The organism is Myxococcus sp. CA005 (genome assembly GCF_006518205.1).
In the GTDB taxonomy this organism is placed as follows: domain Bacteria; phylum Myxococcota; class Myxococcia; order Myxococcales; family Myxococcaceae; genus Myxococcus; species Myxococcus xanthus.
The window spans coordinates 37,029-56,929 of the sequence record NZ_SRLV01000018.1 but is presented as its reverse complement, the minus strand read 5'-3'; the positions used below and the strand labels follow the sequence as shown (position 1 = coordinate 56,929).

Genomic DNA, 19,901 nt, shown 5'->3' with positions numbered 1-19,901 from the left:
GCCAACGGCACGCTCGTAAGCGATGACCTCGCCCTGCGCAATGGGCAGGGCGCACACGGCACATGGGGCGCGTCGCGAAGCCAGCATGACGGGCACGTTACAGGTCCTGTCTGACGAGCGCCTCGCGCAGCTCAGCCAACGCACGCGCGAGCATCCGGTCGATGCGGCTCTTTGGCGCTTTCCACGCCTCAGCAACGGAGCGCACCGACTGCGCCGGACGGTTGATTCCGAAGACGCGTGAGACAAGCTCGCGCTGTTCAGGGGCCAGTCGGCGCACGGCATCGAACACGAGGGCGCGCCGCTCAGCCGCCAGCAACTTTGCCTCTGGCGTCTCTTCGTCGGCGTCCAGGCACGACATCTCGCGGAGTGCGGATTCCAACTCGTCGACCCACGAGTCATCGGCAGAAGCACCGTCCGAGAAATGAGACGGTATGTCCATGCGGTGGACGCGGACGACGTTGCGTTCGTTGCTACGGATTGAACGCACGGTGCGACGCTTGTGCTCGCCGTCGCTCAGGTGAACGTCGGTGCCGTGCAAGCGCGCGTACTGTTCGCAGGCAGCCCGAGCCCGGAAGTAGGCAACCTGGCCGAACGACTGGCGCCCCCTCGTGGCGTCGTACTTGGACACCGCGCGAAGCATCGCCATGGCGGCAACTTGCGCGAGGTCATCAGGCGACAACGAGCCCGCGATGGGCAAGAGGGCCCCGACGATGCACCGGATGAGGGGCCTCACGGAGTCGAGCAACTCAGCGGACAACCGTCGCTCCAGCACGGCGTTGCCGCTCGCGCGGGCCGCCAGGATGCGGGACACGAGTTCGGATTGCCGAGCCGCCCGAAGGCCATACTCACTGTGTGAAACATGCTTCTTCGCACTCCCCCTGCGACAAATCGCTGCGTGAGACATCGCCCCAACAGAAGCATGCCGCATGCCGACTACGCTCGATTCACAGACAGTCTCAGCCACGGCGCCTCTACGCTCTCGCGGTTGGGCTGCGCGTCGACGCTCCATCGGCACGCAGTCGTTCCCCGCGTAAATGCGTGTGGATTTCGTCAACGGCTCACGCACGCTCGAAAGGCAGCGACGAAGGCGAGTCGGCATGTCCCGAGTAGATGCGTGCGACTTCCGCAAACAACTCAGGGCATCAACGCCCGTCATCAATCAAGCTCTCTTCCTATCCTCTCTCCTTCTTCTCTTTAGAAAAGATGGAGTAGTAGAAAGGAGGATAGGTAATAGAGAAGGCTAAGGATTTGGGGGAACGCGCTCCAGTGCCGCATGACGCCGGACGCCTCGCCGCGACGGCCGAGCCATTCGCGGAATCCGCACGCATGTACCAGTGGCGACGCGCACCACCTGCCGCATACGCCCGGCTGACGATTCCGTGGGCCACTCGGAAAATCCGCACCCATTTACCGGATGCCATGCACGTACCCCACACGCATCCCGCCCCTGTCGCACTCCTCGCTGAGCCATTCGCAGAATCCGCACCCATTTACCCAGGCATGAGCCACGCGCCCGACACCACGCGCCTGCGCGCCCTTCGGCTGAAGGTCGCCTTCTACGCGTCCGCCCAGGACAACATCCCCCAAGCCGCTGAGCTGTCGTGGCCCGAACTGTCAGCGAAACTCATCACTCACCGTCGGAGTCAGTGCCCCACGTCGCCATGCGTCCGTGGCTGCCCCGCCAAGAATGGCCCCGCCTGGAGTCCCGTGAACATCGTCGAGCGGCGTCGCTCGGAGAACGTGCGCGCCGTCACGGTGGCCGTCTTCGACCTGGACCACCTGACGGCGGCGCAGCTCGCGTGCCTCGACGCCGTCGAGCGCCATGGACTCGCCTTCGCCGTCCACTCGACGCACAGCAACCGCCCGCCCGAGGACTACTGCCTGCGGCTGGTGATGCCGTTGTCCCGGCCTGTGCCCCCGCGCGAGTGGCCGTCCGTGCGCGAGGCCGCAATCCGCATGCTCGGACTCCCCGCCGACCCGGCAACGAAGGACCTGGCGCGCATCTACTACCTGCCAGATGCGCCCGTGGGTGCGGAGCCCTACACGGCCAGTGGAGACGGAGCGCCCCTCGACGTCGACGCGCTGCTCGCCATGTCCCGGGCTGGACTCCCCACGGTGGCAGCCCCGGTGCCTTCCCCGAAGCCCGAGGAACCCGCCGACCTGTACGAGCTGCGGGCCCTCTTGCGTCGCATCCGCAAGCCCGAGCACCTCGCCATCGTCCGCCGCGCCCTTGCCGGTGAGCCCCTGGCTGCCGTCGGCGAGCAGGACACGACGCTGAACACGCTCATGTCATGCGCCGCCTTTGTCTTGCCGCTGTCCACGCCCGAGGCCGTCGTCATCGAGCTGTTCCGCGCGTCCTTCGCGGCCACGGACTGGCGCGAGGGCACCGAACACCTGTGCGAGCAGGCCGTCCTCAAGCTGCGGCGCCACCGCGAGCGGAGGAAGGCGCGGGATGCCTCACGGCTCGCGGACAACACGGCCATTTGGGAAACCCTGGGCAGTCACGCACCTGAATCCGCGGCGAGCGACGGCCCGGGAATCGAGGAGGACGCTCCCGACCCCGACGCGTGGATGAAGGAACTCTTCCTCGACATCACGAAGGACACCCGACGGCAGATTCGAAATTGCGAAGCGAACGTCGCCATCGTGCTCAGCAAGTCGCCCGAGTGGCGCGGCGTCTTCCGTTTCAACGAAGTCACGAAGAAGTTGGAGGTGGAGGGCGGCCCCCTCGGCCCCAGCGTGGACATTGAGACGCTCGACGTCCTGGTAGCTAACTGGATTCAGCTCAGCAAGTACGGGCGGCTTGGGCTGATGCCGAAGGCGCACGTCGTCGCGCAGCAGATCCTCGCCGTCGCGAAGCGCAACAGCTATGACCCGGTCGCCGACTACCTGGGAGGACTGGTCTGGGATGGAACGCCACGCCTCGACGGGATGCTCGCGACATACTTCGGCGCGCAAGGGGATGCTCGATACCTCCAGGCCGTCGGCGCGAAGTTCGCCATCTCAGCGGTTGCGCGTGCCCTGCGTCCCGGATGCAAGGTCGACACGGTCATGATTTTGGAGGGGCCCCAGGGCCTGCGGAAGTCGACGGCGTTCAGCATCTTGGGAGGTCGGCACTTCAGCGACGCGCCCATCGACGTCACCAGCAGGGACAGCGCCATGCTGGCCTCTCAGTTCTGGTTCATCGAACTGGCCGAGCTGAGCACCTTCCGGAAGTCGGAGGACCAGGCGCTCAAGGCGTTCATCACCCGGACGGAGGACACCTACCGGCCGCCCTACGGACGCTCCAACGTGCAGGCCCCGCGCCGCTGCGTCTTCGTCGGCACAACCAACGATGACGACTACCTGCGCGACCCCACGGGACAGAGGCGCTTCTGGCCGGTGAAGTGCTCCCGCATCGACACCGACGCCCTCAAGCGCGACCGCGACCAAATCTGGGCCGAAGCCGTCGTGCGCTTCCACCAGGGCGAGGACTGGTGGCTGAGCAACGAGGAGGCGGCAGGGGCCGAGCAGCAGGCCGCGCTGCGCATGGAGAACGTGGGGGACAGCCGGAAGGAAGTCATCCTGCGGTGGATTCTGGAGATGCCACCCGAAAAGCGACCCTCGGACGTGACACTTCTCCATGTGGGCATCGAAGCCTTTGCGCTCCACCCAGCCCAGGTTGACCACCGGATCTCACGGGAAATCGGCGCGGCCTTGAAGTCGCTGGGCTTCACCCGGGGCCAGCGTCGAATGGGAGACGGGAAGCGCCCGCTCGTCTACTACGTCCCGGATGAGCTTCGGAACGCCGCCACGGAGAAGCGGGGCGAGCGACGCGCGCCATTCCAGGTCATCGCGGGCAGCTCGGCGCCGCATGAGTGAGTCACTCGCAAAACCCGCACGCATTTACCGTGCATGAACAACAAGCTACTCACCAACCGTGCGGCGCTCTTCGTTGGAGATGCCGCGCGGGTGGGCGAGGTTCTCGCGCCAGACAGCGTCGACGCCATTGTCACCGACCCACCGGCCGGAATCGGCTTCATGGGTCGCGAGTGGGACAGCGACAAGGGCGGGCGCGACGCGTGGATTGCGTGGCTCTCCGGCGTGATGCGCGAAGCTCTGCGGGTGCTCAAGCCAGGGGACACGCGCTCGTCTGGGCCCTGCCGCGAACGTCGCACTGGACGGCAACGGCGCTGGAGGACGCGGGCTTCGAGATTCGCGATGTCGTGACGCACCTATTCGGCACGGGGTTCCCGAAGTCCCTCAACGTCAGCAAGGCACTCGACGCAGCGGCGGGCGCTCAGCGGCGCGTCGTCGGCCCGGGGAAGTACGCGAACCGGGGGCGACGCTCCGATAACCAGGTCTACAGCTCGGGCACGCCCTCTCACCTGGAAGTCGAGACGCTTCCGGCCACGGACGCCGCTCGCGAATGGGAGGGCTGGGGAACGGCGCTCAAGCCCGCCGCTGAGCACTGGATTCTCTGCCGAAAGCCCCTCGGGGGCACTGTCGCCGCGAACGTCCAGCGCTGGCGCACGGGGGCGCTCAACGTCGCCGCGTGCCGAACCCCCCACGCAGACCCGACGGACCTCGCCGAATCGAAGGCGCGTAACCCTGGGCGGCCTGACACGGTGACGAGCGCCGTCTACGGCACCGGACGCCCGCAGCAGCGAGTCGACGAATCCGGGCGCTGGCCAGCGAATGTCACGCTCGACGAATCGGCGGCCGAGCTGCTCGACGGGCAAGCGACGAATGGCGGCGCGAGCCGGTTCTTCTACATCGCCAAGCCCACCAGGACGGAGCGGGACACGGGCTGTGCCCACCTGCCGTTCCGCACGGGTGCCGAAGCGTGCGGGCGCAAGGAAGGCAGCGCGGGGATGAACTCGCCACGCGCGGGGGCGAACTCAGGAGGCGGGCGCAACCACCATCCGACGGTGAAGTCGCTCGCGCTGATGCGCTGGCTTTGTCGGCTCATCACGCCCCCGGGCGGGACGGTTCTCGACCTGTTCGCGGGTAGCGGCTCGACAGGTGTCGCGGCGCTCGCCGAGGGCTTCGATTTCATCGGCATCGAGCGCGAGCCCGCATATGCGGAGATTGCGCACGCACGTCTGTGTCATGCGATTGAGCCACTCCCGAAATCCGCACGCATTTAGAGAAGGTGACGCCTTCCGTCGACCTCCCCAAGCACGGCCCCTCGGTGATCGCCGGGGTCATCCAGCGACTGAGCGTTTCCCAGCTCAAGCGCCACAAGCTGTGCCCGCGCGCATGGTTCTTCCAGAAGGTCATGCGCGTCCCCGAGCCCAGCACGGGAGCGCAGCAGGTCGGCACCGAAGGACACGCCCAGCTTGAACATTTCCTAGTGACGGGTGAAGACGTCCTGGGCACGTTCGCGAGGGCAGGCGCCCATCTTCTGCCCACGCCCGGTCCCGACCTGCTCGTCGAACAGCCCCTGAACGGTGAACCGCCGCTGATGGCTGGCGGCATCCCCTTCACCGGATTCATCGACCTCGTAGACGCTCGACGGCTCGCCTCTGACGGCGCCCTTCGCATCACCGACCACAAGTTCACCAGCAACGTCGCGACGAATGCCGCGAGCGCTGAACAGCTCGCCGACGCCGACACCGAACCCGGCTTGCAGATGGTCGGCTATGGCGCGTGGGCACTCAGCCAGGTTGAGCGCTTCCCGGGGCTACGCACGCTGGAGCTTGAACACCTCTACTACCAGACCCGGGGACAGCGCCTTGCCGCGTCCGTCGTCGCAACGGTGCCCGCCGAGCACGTCGAGCGCGAGTGGCAGACAAAGGTCGAGCCCCAGGTCGAAGCGATGAAAGAGCACGCGCAAGCCGCCCGCGCTTCCGACGTGCCCGCGAACTACGGCCCCCCCTGCGGCAAGTATGGCGGATGTCCGTTCATGGCGAAGTGCCTCACAGGAGAGAACAAGACGATGTCCCTGCGTGACAAGCTGCTCAACAAGGCTTCCGAATCCACTCCACTTACCGTTGCCGCGGTTGAGCGCGATGCCCCGGAGCCGCCCGCCGTTCTTCCCCCGGACGCGCCCACACCTACGCCTGTGCAGACGGCTCCGGAGGTCGCCCAGGCCACTGAGCAGCCCGCGCCGAAGCGTCGCGGTCGCCCTCGCAAGGCGGCCGAGTCCGAGCAGCCCACCGACGCGGCCCCGTCGCCTCCGAGCGCGCTTCGCGTGCTCTTCGTCGACTGCATCCCGACGACCATCGACGGACCGACGCCTGAGTCGCTTACGAGCTACGTCGACACCATGCATCGCAAGGTGGCCGAAGCGGGCGGCGTCGACGACGTGCGCTTCGCGGGCTCCGACTCGGCGCTCGGGTTCGGCAAGTGGCGCGGGGCGCTGGCCATGGCGGCGCGCGCCGAGCTGCCCGCCCCCGGCAGCTACGTCGCGCTCGGGGTCTCCCAGTCGGAGCTGATGCAGGTCATCGTCGAGGCGCTCGAACCGGCGTTCGACGTGGTCGTTCGAGGTCTTCGCTAGCTCCCCTGGCGCTATCGCAAGTAATGTTTCCCATGCCAATGCCTCAGGATTTCCCACCCAAGGCACGACACTCGCAATCCACTACTCATCCACACCAGTCTCAGAACTCATGCGCCGAGCAATCTCTTCGGCAACCAACGTCTGCAACTCCGCCTCAGACACACCCATCCTCCGTCGAAACTCAACAGACACCTCAGTGGCAAGCGCGTCTGCTTCACGCAGTTTTTCATGCACCACCCGCAGCTCATCAATCATCACACCAATGCCACGCGACGTCATAATCGACCAATCATGTCGCCTAAAAAACGCATGCGCCAAGTCATTCCGCATATGCAGATACTCACGCAGTTTCTCCGCAAGCTTCGGTGCTGGATCTGGCTGTTTATCAAGCGCCCCAACCAACTGCCCGAGAGTCCGACGTGAGAGTTGCTCGTCAAGTGCATCAAGCTCCTGCACAGTCACCTCATTCACCTGAAATCTCTTCAGTATGAGATGGAGCGTAACCAACTCAGCCTCTAAGAGTTGTGCTGCGTACATAGCGCCGCCATGCCAAGCAAACATCTCCTTCTTGAGTTCCGATACGTCCTCTGCGCTCTCCATATGACCTCCACAACCCAATAATACTGAAAACCCCCATCGATTCGACCAGGTCCTTCGACGTCGAAGTCGAGGGACCGGCATTCCATCCTAATCAACGCCGGTTCCTTTGAGTGTTTGGGACTCTTCGGGTTCGAGCCCAGAGAGCCGACCGTCTCATTCAAATCTTCCAATCCCAGGGCTGAATATTAAAGGAGACGAGAGTCCTCCAGTAAGCCCTGCGTACAGGCTCCCTACACAGTCGGCTTCTTAACGGGCAGTTACGGCTTGACCAGTCGGCTCTCGGGGGGGGGGGCTGTAACCAAACCACCTACCCAGGAAGCCCCAGCCATCATTCGAGCGATTGCAGTCGATCCAAGTATGCGTCTTCTCCACCGGCTCCACCCGGGCTCGGCGACTTTCGCCGAGCACCCAGCCACCGATGCGCCGACAGCTCTCGCGAAGCTCGCTGGCGACCGTTTGACTATCGCGAAGGGGCAGCCCGTGGGCTGGTCGCCAGACCTTGCACGGGTGCTCAGCCTTCCGCGCCGCGACCTCGCGAGCACATACGGCGATGCCGACTTCGTCGCGCTGGAAGCCGCGCTGCGCGCCCCTGCCGACACGCGTTGCACTTGCGGGACGCTTGGGAAGCGATGCCCGTCCGCGTTGCTCCCCATTCAGCGCCTCGCCCTCTTGGAAGCCGCGCGCACGGGTGGCGGGCTCTTTCCCATCGGCGTGGGGCACGGGAAGACGTTGGTCGACCTCCTGCTGCCGCTCGTCGTGCCCGGGTGCAAGGTCGCCGTCCTACTCCTGCCGTCCAACCTTCGAGCCCAGCTCATCGAGGTCGACTGGCACTTCTACGGCGGGCACTGGCGCTTGCCCAACCTCGCGGGCGGCAGGTGGTTCCGACCTGGCTTGCCCGTCCTCCACGTCATCACCTACGAGAAGTTTTCGACCCAGGAAGGCACTGACCTCCTGACGCGCATCCGGCCCGACCTCATCATCTGCGACGAAGCGCACAAGCTGAAGGACCGGAAGAGCGCCCGCACTGGCCGATTCCTTCGCTACCTGGAGCAGCACCCCGAAACGCGCCTCGTAGCTCAGTCGGGCACGCTGGCGACAAGAACGGTTAAGGACTACGCCCACCTCGCGGAGTACGCGCTGCGTGACGGCAGCCCGCTACCGTTGAAGCAGCACGTCGTCGAGGAATGGGCCTCGGCGCTCGACCCTGGGACTACCGTGGCCCCTCCGGGCACGCTTCTCCAGCTCGTTGACTCGGCACATCCGCTTGCCCCACTTGAAGGGGAGAACGAAACCGACCGTGAGCGCCGACGCGTGCGTGATGCCTATCGTCGGTGGCGCAACGCAACGCCGGGTGTCGTAGCCACGGACGAAAGCGCCGTCGGCATGTCGCTCGTCATTCGCACGCGCGACCCGGGCAAGGTCCCCGACGAACTGCTCGCCCACATTCAGACTGCGCTCGGCGGCCAGCGCCCCGACGGCGAAGAGTTCGTCGACGAGCTGCAACGCGTCGTCTGTGCGCGGCAGCTCGCGAGCGGCTTCTTCCACCGCTGGCGGTACCCCGACGTCCAGGGCGTTCCGCAGGACCCCGAGCTGATCGTTCGGTGGTTCGCGCGTCGGCAGGAGTTCAACCGGGAGCTACGCGAGCGCCTCAAGCGCCCCGCCGAGCATCTCGACTCCCCGGGGCTCCTGGTGCGCGCCGCGATTCGCGCTCACCAGTCCCCGCCCTACGACGGGGAACTGCCGACTTGGCGCGCGATGTCGTGGCCCTCGTGGGCGGAGATGCACAAGCACGTCGTCCACGTCACGGAAGCCGTGTGGCTCTCCGACTTCATTGTGCGTGACGCGGCGAAGTGGGCGCTACGCAAGGGGCAGCCGGGAATCGTCTGGGTTGAGTTCCCGGAGCTTGGCCAGCGCATCGCGAAGGCGGCGGGCGTGCCTTTCTACGGCGGCGGCCCGGAAGCGTCGGCGACCATCATCCGGGAGAGTGGGAAGCGGTCCATCGTCGCTTCACTTCGTGCCCACGGGACGGGCAAGAACCTGACGATGTTCTCGCGAATGCTGTTCGTGAATCCACCGGCCGACGGCGCTGCGTGGGAACAGGCAATCGGCCGGTGCCACCGACAGGGACAGCTCGCCGACGAAGTTGAGGTCGAGCTGTACCAGCATACCGACGAGCTAGTCGGAGCCTTCCAGAAGGCCCGCGATTTCGCCCGGTTCATCGAACAGACGGAGGGCACGCCGCAGAAGATATGTCTTGCAAGCTACGACAAAGGTGCCAGTTCTAGTCAGCAGTAGGATTTGGGATACAGGCTCCGTTAGTGCTGCTGGCGGCGCGTCGACAAGAATCCGCGCTGTAGTACCAACAATTGGTGCCGTAAGAAGTTTGTACGCAGAAGGGCGCCCCCCTCCGCGCAGCCCGATAGTCCACCTCATCAGGGTTGATGACACAGAGCCCGTTGCTACGCTCGGCGGCATCTTCACAGGAACTACGGCTGTGGTACCAGCAATTGCGGCCGTAGCTCGTTTGGACACAAAACGGTGCTCCCAGCGCTGGAACGGACAACAAGACCGCGACACAAATCAGAAATCTCACTAACGCCCCCTCAGTCACACTGCGAGACTCATTAAACCACACAACAAATCCGAAGCGCCACCGGGGCAACTCCGACACCACGGAGGGTCAAATCAGACCCAATTCAATGACACCTTGAGCGCCTCCATTGAAAATCCGTTCGCACTAACATAGGCGAACTCGTGGAGTGCGCACACCCAGGCTGACTGCCAGATCTCACAGAATGGGAAAACGAAAGAAGGGCAATTGCATCTTTTGCTTGTCGCGCCCAGCAACAGAGAAAGAGCATGTCTTTCCCAGGAGTTGGTATCCATCTACTACGCCACCCTCGGTCCAGTACGTGACGGCACCGGTCTGTGACGTCTGCGCGGACGAGTTCGAGATTGCCGAGCGAAAATTCAGCTTCCCCGTCCTCATGGGAATGGACCCTAGCAATCCCGACGTGGCTAGCGTCATGGATGGTCTGCGCCGTTCGTGGCAGTTTGATAAGGCCCCTTCAATCCGGGAGTCCGTATATAGGGCAGCAAAACTAAAAAGCATCGCGCGACAAATTAAGTATGTCGTTCGGCCGCCCAATACCCCCGCTCCATGGCGGCTCGAAGTGCCCGTGCGCACGCCCGCAGGGTTGCTTGTAAAGGCGTCGCCAGCACTTGAGCTCGACCACGAAGTAGCTGTTAAGATTTGCGAGAAGTTCGTTCGAGGTCTTCACTACAATGAAACGAAAGTGCCCCTTCCGATAGACACACCGATCCTGTTTCAGTGGCTCAAGAGACTGGCCTTCGACGTACGGGCAAGCATTGAACAACTCCCGTTGAACAACCTCCTTGCCCCGGGCTTGCGGTATCGCGTGCGTCGCGAGGACAACTGCTCGTTTTGGGTGTTTTATCTTTGGGGGCAAGTGGAGTTCGTAGCATTTGCCGGAACACCAACGCCCGATTCGAACAAGGGACTGACCGGAGGAAGTACCGAGTAAAAAGGGTGCCTCTCCGAGCCACTCCCAGAATCCGCACACATTTACGTGGGGTCAGCGCACTTCGCCGCTGACGTAACCCGAGCCGAAGGGCCCACGTAACATGAACAACGCACTGACGAAGATTGCCACCGCGCAGGCTGCGGCTGGCGGACGCTACCCGCGCTTCGGTCGCTACCTGCTCGAAGTCGAGGTCATCCGCACGAAGGAGGGCTTCAAGGGCGACTCGGCCATCGCCGAGCTGAAGGTTCGCGAGTCCGAGCCCCTCGCGGGTGGCGAGACTCCGAGCCGACCGGGCGAGACGGTCGACTACGTCGAGAACCTGAGCGACCAGAAGAAGGGGGGCGGCGGACGCTTCAAGTCCTTCCTGATGACGCTCGTGGGGGCCGACGAATACGAGTTCGCCAACCCGGCCGCGCTGAAGAAGTTCTTCGACGAGCGGCAGGCGGGGACGCACCTCCTGATTCGCTGCGAGGTCTTCCCGAAGCAGCTCCCGGTGAAGGAGGGCCACGCCGGGAAGGTCATCAGCGGCTATCGCTGGTCGCACGTCGAGATGAACGACGAGCAGCTCGCCCAGGCCGAGCACGCGCGCAAGGCGAGCAAGCTCCCCGCGCTCACCGACGCCCTCGCCTGAAACCGGGCGGCGACTGACGGCGCGCTTCCGTCGGCGGCTGGCCCACGACACGGGCCGCTTTCCCACTCCCAAAGGCAGCCTTCATGAATGTCTGGTCCTTCGACACGGAAACGTGGCTGATTCAGCCCGGCTTGCTCGCGCCTCCTCTCGTGTGCGGCAGCATCGCGGCGGCAGCTCCAGGCAGTGAACGACTGCTGGACAAGGCCCAAGCCCGGCAGTTCTTCCGCGAGGCCATCGCCGCGTCTGACACGCGCCTCGTTGGCGCAAACCTCGCTTACGACCTGGGCGTCATGGCGGCGGATGACCCGAGCCTTGTGGCGCCCATCTTCGCGGCGCTCGAAGCAGGCCGACTGCATTGTGTCCAGATTCGAGAAGCCCTCATCGACATCGCGAGGGGACTCTACGGCGTGGACCCGTCGACGGGCCGGAAGCTCGACGATGACGAAGGCGCCCGCTACCCGCTCGCGCTTCTCGTGCAGCGCTACCTTGGGCTCGACATCAGCGAGGACAAAAAGAACCCGAAGGCATGGCGCCTGCGCTACGCGGAACTCGACGGCGTTCCTGTCGAGCGCTGGCCGACGGAAGCCGCTGCGTACCCGAAGCGAGATGCCCGCTACACGCTCGACGTCTTCTTCCGGCAGGAAGCCGTAGCACGGGAGACGCCCAACGGCGGCAACCTGCATGCCGAAGCCGAGCAGATGCGCGCCGCCTTCGCGCTCCACCTCGCTTCCATCTGGGGACTTCGAACGAACGGTGACTCGGTCGCCGTGCTGCGGGAGCGGGTGGAACGGGAGTGGGGAGAGAACCGGGCCAAGTTCCAGGCGGCAGGCATCTACCGAGCCGACGGCACCAAAGACTCGAAGCGCCTCGCTGCGCTCGTGACTGCCGCCTATGACGGACAGCCGCCCATTACCGCGCCCAGCGACCGATTCCCCGACGGCCAGGTCGCGACCGACCGTGACACGCTGCTCGGTTCGGGCGACGCGCTGCTCGAAGACTTGGGCAAGAGCGGGCGCGTCGACAAGTACAAGTCGACTTACCTGGACGTCGTCGAAGCGGGCACCTCGCTCCCCATCAATCCGCGCTTCAACGTGCTCGTTAGCACCACGCGCGTTTCGAGCGACTACCAGCAGCTCCCGCAGAAGGGCGGCATCCGGGAGGTCCACGAGGCCCGTCCCGGCTTCGCCTACTGCTCGGTCGACTACGGAGGGCTTGAGCTTCGCACCATGGCTCAGCGGGCCATCTGGGAACTCGGCTACTCGAAGATGGCCGAAGCGCTGAACAGTGGGCTCGACGTCCACACCCTTGCCGCGGCCGAATTCCTCGGGGCGAGCTACGACGAGCTGCTTCCGAAGGTGAAGGCGAAAGACCCCCTCGCGGTCGCCTTCCGTCAGCTCGCGAAGATTCTCAACTTCGGCAAGGGCGGCGGGATGACGGGCGGCTCGCTCGTCTACAACGCACGCGCGAAGGACCGGGTTTCCTTCTGCCTGCTGGCGAAGCGCGCAGACGTCTGCGGCATCGAGCGCATCGTCATCACCGTGCAGCGCAAGCCGAAGATGGTCTGCCGGGCCTGCGTCGAAGTGGCCAAGGAACTGGACACGAAGTGGCTCAACGCGTGGCCTGAGCAGCGCGAGCTTCAGCAGCGAGCGAAGTCGAGCACCTACGGGGGCGGGTTCGCCGATGTGATGATTCCGGGCGCGAACATCCTGCGCGGCGGGTGCGGCTACACGCAGATTCTCAACACGCCCTTCCAGGGGCTCGGCGCTGTCGGGTGCAAGCTCGCCATGTGGCGCGTCAGCCGCGAGATGTACGTCGACCGTCGCTCGCCGCTCTACGGCTCGCGACTCGTCCTCATGGTGCATGACGAGCTGATCAGCGAGCTGCCCGCCAATAGCGCCCAGCGGATGCACGACGCAGCCGAGCGCAAGGCGTACCTGATGCGCGAGGCGATGAAGGAGACGACTCCCGACCTGGCACCGGCAATCGAAGCCGAGCCCGCGTTGTCCCGCATCATGTCGAAGGACGTCGCCACCGTGCGCGACAGCTCCGGGCGGCTGCTCGTCTGGGAGCCACCAACAAAGCGCGCTGCCTGAACCACGGCCGAAATCCGCACCCATTTAGGGAGCACACGCACTCCCTAACAGGTGCAACGCATGGCCAAGACAACCGACGCGCTCGAACAGCTCCCGCCCGCCCTCTGCCCGTATCTCGACGCGGACCTCGACGACGCGGTCGCCTTCGATGTCGCCGACTTCCACGAGCTGAGCTTGCTGCCCACGCTGGGAGGTGAAGCGACCTCTCGTCATCTCCTGGTGGCGGCCCCCTGATGCCGACGACTCGGAACCTACTGGTGGCGCTTGACCCCGGGCTTCGCGAGTGCGGCGTCGCGGTCTTCGACCTGGACTCGGGCGAGCTGCTCGCGGCGGGCATGCCTACGAATCCCGAGCGGAAGGCCCGTGGGCTCGCGACATGGTCGCGCATGGCGGGAGGGGTCGCCGAGTTCGTCTCGACGTTCCTGGAGCCTCTCAGGGCCGCTGGCGTGGCTGTTTCCGTCACCGTCGCGTGCGAGTGCCCCCAGGTCTACACGGCCGGGAAGAGCAAGGGCGACCCGAACGACCTGATTGAACTCGCGGGAGTCGTCGGCCGGGTTGCCGGTGAGCTTCGCGCGACGAGTGAGCGCAGCTTCCTGCCGCGCGAGTGGAAGGGAACGCTCGACGGCGACGTCATGGTCGAGCGCATCAAAGCGCGCCTCGGCGAGCGACCGCACGAACACCTACGGGTGCAGCTCCCGCGAGCCCAGGACAAGCACCACAACGTTTGGGATGCCGTCGGCATCGGCCTTCACGTCGTCGGCCGACTCGCGCCCCGGAAAGTCTTCCCGAGGTAGCCATGCCCCAGCACCCTACCGGTCCCGGGCTCGATGGCCCCGTCGTAACGATTGAACGTGCCGCCGAGCTGCTTCTCTGCAAGAGGACTCGCGTGTTCGAACTCCTTGCCGAAGGGCGCCTGAAGCGGGCACCCAAGCTCGGCAAGAAGGCGACGGTGCGGCTCGATTCGGTCCTCTCATGCCTTGACGTCGACAAAGAGAGAGAGACAGCTCCTCATCGAAAGCGGCAAACGCCAACGCGGCGAACTCAGTCGATTGAAGCCGCTTTTCGCGAAGTAATACGGTCTGTCGAGGGGTCTTCTTGATGAACGAGTTGAAGAGGGAGTCGAATCATTGGGGGAACCTCTTCCGTCAAATAGAACTTCTTCGTCGTCTTGACGCTCGTGTGCCCCATAACGGCCGAGACCTCTTCGATGGGGAGCCCTTTGCCCGTCGGCCGCACAAGCTCTCCGTACTTGCGAGCCCACGTCGAAAAGCTATGCCTTAACTGGCTCGGATGAAGGGGAACGATCTTCTTCCGCTGCTCCTCGTCTACACACGTCAGCTTAAGTCGCTCCGCGATGCGGCGAAGAGACTGGACGATACCAGAGTCTTCCAGGCCCTTCCCGAATGCCTGAAGCCTCTCCACCGCAGCGAACGCTTGAGCATCCAGACTGATCGTATGCGTCATGTCCGCCTTGAGCTGCCGAAAAGTAATGGTCCCCTTGATTCCACAGGGGTCGCTCACGTCCTTTAGAATCGCATCCCCGCGCGCCACTCGGTCAATCTCGGTTCCATGCATCCCCGTCTTGGCACGTAGACACAACGTGTCTCTAAGGCGTTGACTGTTTGCTTCAGCATAAGCCTGCTCTACCGCAGCCATGCTGTACCCCTTTTGGCGAATGCTCTTTTCAGCCTTTGAAGGGGGAACCTTCAGCTCAGCCGTGGGGTCCTCGGCAAGCCGAAGCATATCCCTCTCTCGGAGCCAAGCCGTAAAAGCCTTTAATGCGATAATCCGGGGGGTCCGTGCAGTTGGCCATTTGTCCAACATTACGTGCAACTCAGTGAGAGACACGTCTCGCAGTGGCCTTTTCTCAAGTGCCACTCCCCAGGCGGTCAAATAGGGGGCAAGGATGTAGCGACGGTAACGGTCCGTCAGGCCCTCCGCCTTCACGTTCCTGAGAAACGCCTCGAAGGTCTCTTCGTCCAGCGCAACGCCCTTCTTTTCTGCTTGGGCGACGGACGCCGCAGCCTCTGCTGCAACCTGCTTCTTGGTCTTGTAGGCCCCCGGGTCGCGCTCGAAAAGAACCAGCTCGGCACGAGCGTCGCGCTCGCTGGCGACGTCCAGAGTGATGGCCCGAACGATACCGTTGACCCTCCGCTCGATGACCCACACGGACCGCCCTCGGGTCAGTCGAACTCGACCACCATCCCACCTGCCAATCCACTTCGCGCCACCTGTGGACACACTTCCTCCGATGTTGTTATCCCGTTGTTAGACGGCTGATTTCATCACCATCTGACTCGGAAGTATGCCCCTTCAAGTACGAGGACCACCCCAACCTCGCGGGCCCGCTGGGGGCGCTGCTGGCGGACGAGGCGCGAAGCTTCCTCAGCCGAGCACCCGAGCTGGTGGTCGCGTTGCCGCTGCACACGCGGCGCTATCACGCGCGCAAGTACGACCAGGCCCAGTTGCTGGCGGGCGCGCTGGCGAAGGCCACGGGGCGCAAGGCCCCCGTGGGATTGCTGACGCGGCACCGCGAGACACAGCGGCAGGTGGGGCTGAGCGAGGCAGAGCGGGCAAACAACGTCGCGGGGGCGTTCGCCGCGTCTTCCCGTGTCTCGGGGCAGCGTGTGCTGCTGGTGGACGATGTGTTCACCACCGGAGCCACCGCCAGGGCGGCGGCCTCGGCCCTGCTCGAAGCGGGCTCCGTCCAAGTGGAGATGCTGACGCTGGCGCGGGCCTTCAGCCTGGAGTGAGTGGACAGCGCCCGAGGACTACTTCTGGGCGGCCCGGACTCGCTCCAGTTCGGCCTGGAGCTCGGCCACGCGACGCTCCGCGTCTTCCCTGCGCCGGATTTCATCTTCTCGCAGGTGGGCCGCCTCATCCGCGCGCTGTTCGAGCCAGTTGATGCGCTCTCGCATCCGGACGATGAGCTCATCGGACTCCATCAAGAGCGCGTTGCCAGCCCAGAACCGCAGCCGCTCTCCCACCAACTCCAGCTCCAAGCCCAGCACCCGCGAGACATAGCGGCCCTGCGTCGGCTCCATCCGCACGTAGACGCCCGCGCCGGGTGACTCCAGCGTGTAGGCCTCCAGTCGCTCCCGGGACCGGTCGTAGATGAAGTACTCGGGAATTCCGAGCCGGGCATAGCGCCGCACGTTGAACTCGGCGTCCTTCTTCCGGTCGCCCCCGACGTGGACCTCCATCACCCAGTCCAACCCACGGCCCTCATGGCTGACGAGCCACTTCTCCCGCGGGTGGGCGCCCACATCGAAGACGACCAGCAGGTCTGGCGCGAAGCGCCGCTCGTCCGGGTAGTACACCGGCAGCTCCGAGCCGACGTAGGCCGTGCGCCGCTGATGACCGAAATAGCCCCGAAGAACATCCAACGCCCGGAACTTCGCCCACTGGTGCCGGTCCCCTTCGGGCGGCGCCATCTCCGCATACGTCACTTCCGCTGGCAGCGACTCCACCACCCGCGCCCGCTCCTCCGGATTCATCCTGTCCCACGCATCCTGCGAGGGCGCCCGGGGGATGGCAGCCCCTCCTTCATCAGTAGGCCGTCCCATGATGCCTTCATCGTGTGGCGGCACTCCGTCGCGGTCAATCCGCCCCCATGTCCTGGCGTCAGCAAATGGCGAACCAACGAACGCCTCCGACGCGCGCGGTCCGAATCACCGCACGGCCTCGTTCGCGTTCCGGAACACGGCATCCCATGACGCGGACGCTCAACGCACACGGTCCCACTCTCCGCCTCTCCGGAAAGAGCCGCGTTCATCAGCGAGTGGCCACACTCAGGGGCTTCGGCCCGAGGGCCGACTGGAGTTAGCGTCAGCCCATGCGCTCGCTCCTCCCACTTGCACTCGCGGTCGCCGTCCTCCGCTGCGCCCATGCGCCCGAGGCGCCCCCCGCCGCTCCCGTGGCCACTGCCCCTGAATGGCCCGAACCCCAGCCCCCCGCGCTGCGGCTGCCCGACTCGGTCCGCCCCACGCGTTACGCGCTCGACCTGAAGCTGCTGCCCGCCGAGCCCACCTTCTCCGGCAGCGTCAGCATCGACGTGGATGTGAGCGAGCCGGTGCGCCAGGTCTGGCTGCACGGGCAGGACATGGAAGTCTCGCAGGCCCGCATCGAAGCGGGAGGCCGCACCCTGGAGGCCCGTCCTGTCACCGCCAGCGAAGGGCGGCTCGGGCTGCTGCTCCCCGAAACGCTCGCGCCGGGCAAGGCCCGCATCCACATCGCCTTCACCGGCAAGGTCGACCGCGAGCGCAGCCAGGGCCTCTACGCCGTGGAGGAAGGCGGCGAGCCCTACCTCTACACCTTCTTCGAGCCCGTCGACGCGCGCCGCGCCTTCCCCTGCTTCGACGAGCCGGGCTTCAAGGTGCCCTGGACGCTGCGCATCACCGCCAAGGAGGACCACGTCGCGCTCGCCAACCACCCCATCGTCTCGCGCGAGAAGCTGCCGGACGGGCTGGCGCGCGTCACGTTCGCCGAGAGCAAGCCGATGCCCAGCTACCTCGTGGCGTTCGTGGTGGGCCCCTTCGACGTGGTGGACGCGGGCACCGCGGGCCGCAACGCCGCGCCGCTGCGCTTCATCGTGCCGCGCGGCCGGGGCGCGGAGACGGCCTACGCGGCCAGCGTCACGCCGCGCATCGTCACGCTGATTGAAGACTACTTCGACATGCCGTACCCGTACGAGAAGCTCGATGTCGCGGTGGTGCCGCGCTACTGGGGCACCATGGAGCACCCGGGCCTCGTCGCGCTCGGGCAGCCGCTGACGCTCATCCGTCCCGGCGAGGAGACGCTCGCGCGCCGCAAGTGGTACGTGAACATCGCCAACCACGAACTGGGGCACTACTGGTTCGGCAACATCGTCACCTGCCAGTGGTGGGACGACATCTGGCTCAACGAGTCGCTCACCTCGTGGCTGGACCGCAAGACGGTGGACCCCTTCGACACGAGCTGGGGCTTCGGACTGGAGCAGAGCACCCAGTCCACGCTCTTCGCGTTGGACACGGACGCGCTCGCCGCCACCCCGCCGGTGCGCAAGCCCGCCAACACGCATGACGAGGTGCTCGGCTCGTTCGACAACGGCACCACGTACGCCAAGGGCTCGGCCATCATCGACATGTTCGAGGCATGGCTCGGTGAGGAGCGCATGCGCGACCTGCTGCGCGGCCACATCAAGAAGCATGAATGGGGCGTGGCCACGTCGGAGGACTTCGCCGCCACGCTGTCGGCCGCCGCAGGGCCGGACGTCGCGCGTGCCTTCCGCAGCTTCATCGACCAGCCAGGCGCGCCGCGCATCGCCGCCGAACTGCAATGCCAGCCGGGAGCCCCCGCGAAGCTGACGTTCACGCAGGAGCGCTACGTCCCCGCGGGCTCCACCGCCAGCAAGGACCAGACGTGGTCCGTGCCGGTGTGTGTGCGCGCGGGTTCCGGCAAGACGTCCGAGCGCACGTGCACCATGCTCACCGGGGCCACGGGCGAGTTGGCGTTGCCCGGCAAGAGCTGCCCTTCCTGGTTCGTGCTCAACGCGGGCGGCACCGGCTACTACCGCTCCGGCTACACGCGCGAGCAGCTCACCCGCGTGCTGGCCGCGCCCACGGAAGCGTTGACGGTGCGCGAGCGGCTGACCCTGTTGGCCGACATGGAGGCCGGGGTGCGCCGGGGAGACCTGCCCCTGGGCGACGTCCTGCGCTACGTGCCCACCACGGCCAAGGCGGACCACCGCCTCATCATGCAGCGCGGCGCCCGGCTGCTGACCTTCGTGCACGTGGACCGACTGTCCAACGACGAGAGCGCGCGCTACCGGAACTGGGTGGCCGCGATGTACGGCCCTCGGGCCCGCGCGCTGGGCTGGGAGCCCAAGCCCGGTGACGACGACGCGGTGAAGTCGCTGCGACCCAACCTCCTGGGGCTGGCGGCGCTGCGCGGCGAGGACCCGGCCCTGGTCCGGGACGCGAACCGGCTGGTGAAGGCGTGGCTGGCGGACCGGAAGTCCGTCCACCCGGAGGCCGTTCCCCTCGCGCTGATGGTGGCGGCTCGAAACGGAGACAAGGCCTTCTTCGACACGCTGGTCGCGCGCGCCCGCGCCACGGAGGACCGGACCGAACGCAGCCGCGTCTTCACCACCCTGGGCTCCTTCCGAGACCCGGCGCTCATGCGCGAGGCGCTCGCGCTGGTGGCCGGCAGCGAGTTCGACGTGCGCGACACCCAGTCCATCCTCACGGGGGCCTTCTCGATGCCGCAGACGCGGGCGCTCGCCTGGGCGTTCTACCAGGAGCACTTCGACGCGCTCGCCAGCCGGATGCGCTCGGACGAAGTCGCCGGGCTCATCGGACTGGTGGGCATGCTGTGCGACGAGAAGACCGCCGCCGAAGCAGAAGCATTCCTCACCCCCCGAGCGGCGAAGCTGGAGAACGCGTCTCTCACCCTCACCCGCACCATGGAGTCCATCCGCCTCTGCGCCGCGTCCAGCACGCTGAACGCGCAGAGCGTCAGGGACTTCCTGAAGGGCCAGCCGATCCCCGCGAAGTCCCGCTGAGCGCGCGACA

At 65.7% G+C, this 19,901-nt stretch carries 16 protein-coding genes; 12 read left to right on the top strand and 4 right to left on the bottom strand.

The window, feature by feature from the left end:
- Positions 1 to 97 precede the first annotated feature (97 nt).
- Positions 98 to 811, bottom strand: a complete 714-nt coding sequence (locus FMQ63_RS10715) for a sigma-70 family RNA polymerase sigma factor (protein WP_020478245.1) — start codon at positions 809 to 811, stop codon at positions 98 to 100.
- 689 nt (positions 812 to 1,500) lie between these two features.
- Between FMQ63_RS10715 and FMQ63_RS10710 the strand changes: the two genes are divergently transcribed.
- From FMQ63_RS10710 to FMQ63_RS10700, 4 genes are read left to right on the top strand one after another with little or no spacing between them, the layout of a single operon-like run.
- Positions 1,501 to 3,861 carry a virulence-associated E family protein gene (locus FMQ63_RS10710; RefSeq protein ID WP_228556403.1) on the top strand — a complete coding sequence of 787 codons (2,361 nt, stop codon included), beginning with the start codon at positions 1,501 to 1,503 and terminating at the stop codon, positions 3,859 to 3,861.
- A gap of 33 nt (positions 3,862 to 3,894) precedes the next feature.
- The gene (locus FMQ63_RS37850) at positions 3,895 to 4,209 is read left to right on the top strand and encodes a site-specific DNA-methyltransferase (RefSeq protein ID WP_225909769.1); all 315 of its coding nucleotides are present in this window, start codon (positions 3,895 to 3,897) and stop codon (positions 4,207 to 4,209) included.
- Positions 4,206 to 5,129 carry a site-specific DNA-methyltransferase gene (locus tag FMQ63_RS10705; RefSeq protein WP_225909768.1) on the top strand — a complete coding sequence of 308 codons (924 nt, stop codon included), beginning with the start codon at positions 4,206 to 4,208 and terminating at the stop codon, positions 5,127 to 5,129. Before FMQ63_RS37850 ends, FMQ63_RS10705 begins: the two co-directional genes overlap by 4 nt.
- A 5-nt stretch (positions 5,130 to 5,134) precedes the next feature.
- Positions 5,135 to 6,481, top strand: a complete 1,347-nt coding sequence (locus FMQ63_RS10700) for a PD-(D/E)XK nuclease family protein (protein ID WP_011551326.1) — start codon at positions 5,135 to 5,137, stop codon at positions 6,479 to 6,481.
- Between the two features lie 81 nt (positions 6,482 to 6,562).
- On the opposite strand, the gene FMQ63_RS10695 is transcribed toward FMQ63_RS10700, so the two are convergent.
- Positions 6,563 to 7,081, bottom strand: a complete 519-nt coding sequence (locus tag FMQ63_RS10695) for a hypothetical protein (protein WP_020478246.1) — start codon at positions 7,079 to 7,081, stop codon at positions 6,563 to 6,565.
- A gap of 357 nt (positions 7,082 to 7,438) precedes the next feature.
- On the opposite strand from FMQ63_RS10695, the gene FMQ63_RS10690 reads away from it, so the two are divergent.
- The 6 genes from FMQ63_RS10690 (at position 7,439) to FMQ63_RS10665 (ending at position 14,144) form a co-directional block, all read left to right on the top strand.
- A complete protein-coding gene (locus tag FMQ63_RS10690) occupies positions 7,439 to 9,376 on the top strand; it encodes a helicase (RefSeq protein ID WP_043612761.1) in 1,938 nt (645 codons plus the stop codon).
- A 617-nt stretch (positions 9,377 to 9,993) separates the two neighbouring features.
- Positions 9,994 to 10,626: a hypothetical protein gene (locus FMQ63_RS10685; RefSeq protein WP_141276606.1), complete on the top strand. Its 633-nt coding sequence runs from the start codon at positions 9,994 to 9,996 to the stop codon at positions 10,624 to 10,626.
- 100 nt (positions 10,627 to 10,726) lie between these two features.
- Positions 10,727 to 11,257, top strand: coding sequence for a hypothetical protein (locus tag FMQ63_RS10680; RefSeq protein ID WP_011551323.1), 531 nt, complete (start codon positions 10,727 to 10,729; stop codon positions 11,255 to 11,257).
- 83 nt (positions 11,258 to 11,340) lie between these two features.
- Positions 11,341 to 13,350: a hypothetical protein gene (locus FMQ63_RS10675; protein ID WP_011551322.1), complete on the top strand. Its 2,010-nt coding sequence runs from the start codon at positions 11,341 to 11,343 to the stop codon at positions 13,348 to 13,350.
- A 60-nt stretch (positions 13,351 to 13,410) separates the two neighbouring features.
- Complete coding sequence (locus FMQ63_RS10670) at positions 13,411 to 13,584, top strand: hypothetical protein (RefSeq protein ID WP_171452237.1); 174 nt, start codon at positions 13,411 to 13,413, stop codon at positions 13,582 to 13,584.
- Positions 13,584 to 14,144, top strand: a complete 561-nt coding sequence (locus tag FMQ63_RS10665) for a hypothetical protein (protein ID WP_011551320.1) — start codon at positions 13,584 to 13,586, stop codon at positions 14,142 to 14,144. The genes FMQ63_RS10670 and FMQ63_RS10665 overlap by 1 nt, the downstream gene beginning before the upstream one ends.
- A 247-nt stretch (positions 14,145 to 14,391) precedes the next feature.
- On the opposite strand, the gene FMQ63_RS10660 is transcribed toward FMQ63_RS10665, so the two are convergent.
- Positions 14,392 to 15,519, bottom strand: a complete 1,128-nt coding sequence (locus FMQ63_RS10660) for a site-specific integrase (RefSeq protein ID WP_020478247.1) — start codon at positions 15,517 to 15,519, stop codon at positions 14,392 to 14,394.
- A 236-nt stretch (positions 15,520 to 15,755) separates the two neighbouring features.
- Here FMQ63_RS10660 and FMQ63_RS10655 point away from each other — a divergent pair, with 236 nt between their 5' ends.
- Positions 15,756 to 16,103: a ComF family protein gene (locus FMQ63_RS10655; RefSeq protein ID WP_011551318.1), complete on the top strand. Its 348-nt coding sequence runs from the start codon at positions 15,756 to 15,758 to the stop codon at positions 16,101 to 16,103.
- Positions 16,104 to 16,121: 18 nt separating this feature from the next.
- Here FMQ63_RS10655 and FMQ63_RS10650 read toward each other — a convergent pair whose 3' ends face one another.
- Complete coding sequence (locus FMQ63_RS10650) at positions 16,122 to 16,916, bottom strand: Uma2 family endonuclease (protein WP_011551317.1); 795 nt, start codon at positions 16,914 to 16,916, stop codon at positions 16,122 to 16,124.
- Between the two features lie 269 nt (positions 16,917 to 17,185).
- Between FMQ63_RS10650 and FMQ63_RS10645 the strand changes: the two genes are divergently transcribed.
- Complete coding sequence (locus FMQ63_RS10645) at positions 17,186 to 19,891, top strand: M1 family metallopeptidase (RefSeq protein ID WP_011551316.1); 2,706 nt, start codon at positions 17,186 to 17,188, stop codon at positions 19,889 to 19,891.
- Positions 19,892 to 19,901 lie beyond the last annotated feature (10 nt).

What these genes read in the sequence shown, in the direction of transcription:
- FMQ63_RS10710 (WP_228556403.1), top strand. Translation starts at nt 1,501, where the DNA reads ATGAGCCACGCGCCCGACACCACGCGCCTGCGCGCCCTTCGGCTGAAG.
- FMQ63_RS37850 (WP_225909769.1), top strand. Translation starts at nt 3,895, where the DNA reads ATGAACAACAAGCTACTCACCAACCGTGCGGCGCTCTTCGTTGGAGAT.
- FMQ63_RS10695 (WP_020478246.1), bottom strand. Translation starts at nt 7,081, where the DNA reads ATGGAGAGCGCAGAGGACGTATCGGAACTCAAGAAGGAGATGTTTGCT.
- FMQ63_RS10690 (WP_043612761.1), top strand. Translation starts at nt 7,439, where the DNA reads ATGCGTCTTCTCCACCGGCTCCACCCGGGCTCGGCGACTTTCGCCGAG.
- FMQ63_RS10680 (WP_011551323.1), top strand. Translation starts at nt 10,727, where the DNA reads ATGAACAACGCACTGACGAAGATTGCCACCGCGCAGGCTGCGGCTGGC.
- FMQ63_RS10675 (WP_011551322.1), top strand. Translation starts at nt 11,341, where the DNA reads ATGAATGTCTGGTCCTTCGACACGGAAACGTGGCTGATTCAGCCCGGC.
- FMQ63_RS10670 (WP_171452237.1), top strand. Translation starts at nt 13,411, where the DNA reads ATGGCCAAGACAACCGACGCGCTCGAACAGCTCCCGCCCGCCCTCTGC.
- FMQ63_RS10665 (WP_011551320.1), top strand. Translation starts at nt 13,584, where the DNA reads ATGCCGACGACTCGGAACCTACTGGTGGCGCTTGACCCCGGGCTTCGC.
- FMQ63_RS10650 (WP_011551317.1), bottom strand. Translation starts at nt 16,916, where the DNA reads ATGGGACGGCCTACTGATGAAGGAGGGGCTGCCATCCCCCGGGCGCCC.
- FMQ63_RS10645 (WP_011551316.1), top strand. Translation starts at nt 17,186, where the DNA reads ATGCGCTCGCTCCTCCCACTTGCACTCGCGGTCGCCGTCCTCCGCTGC.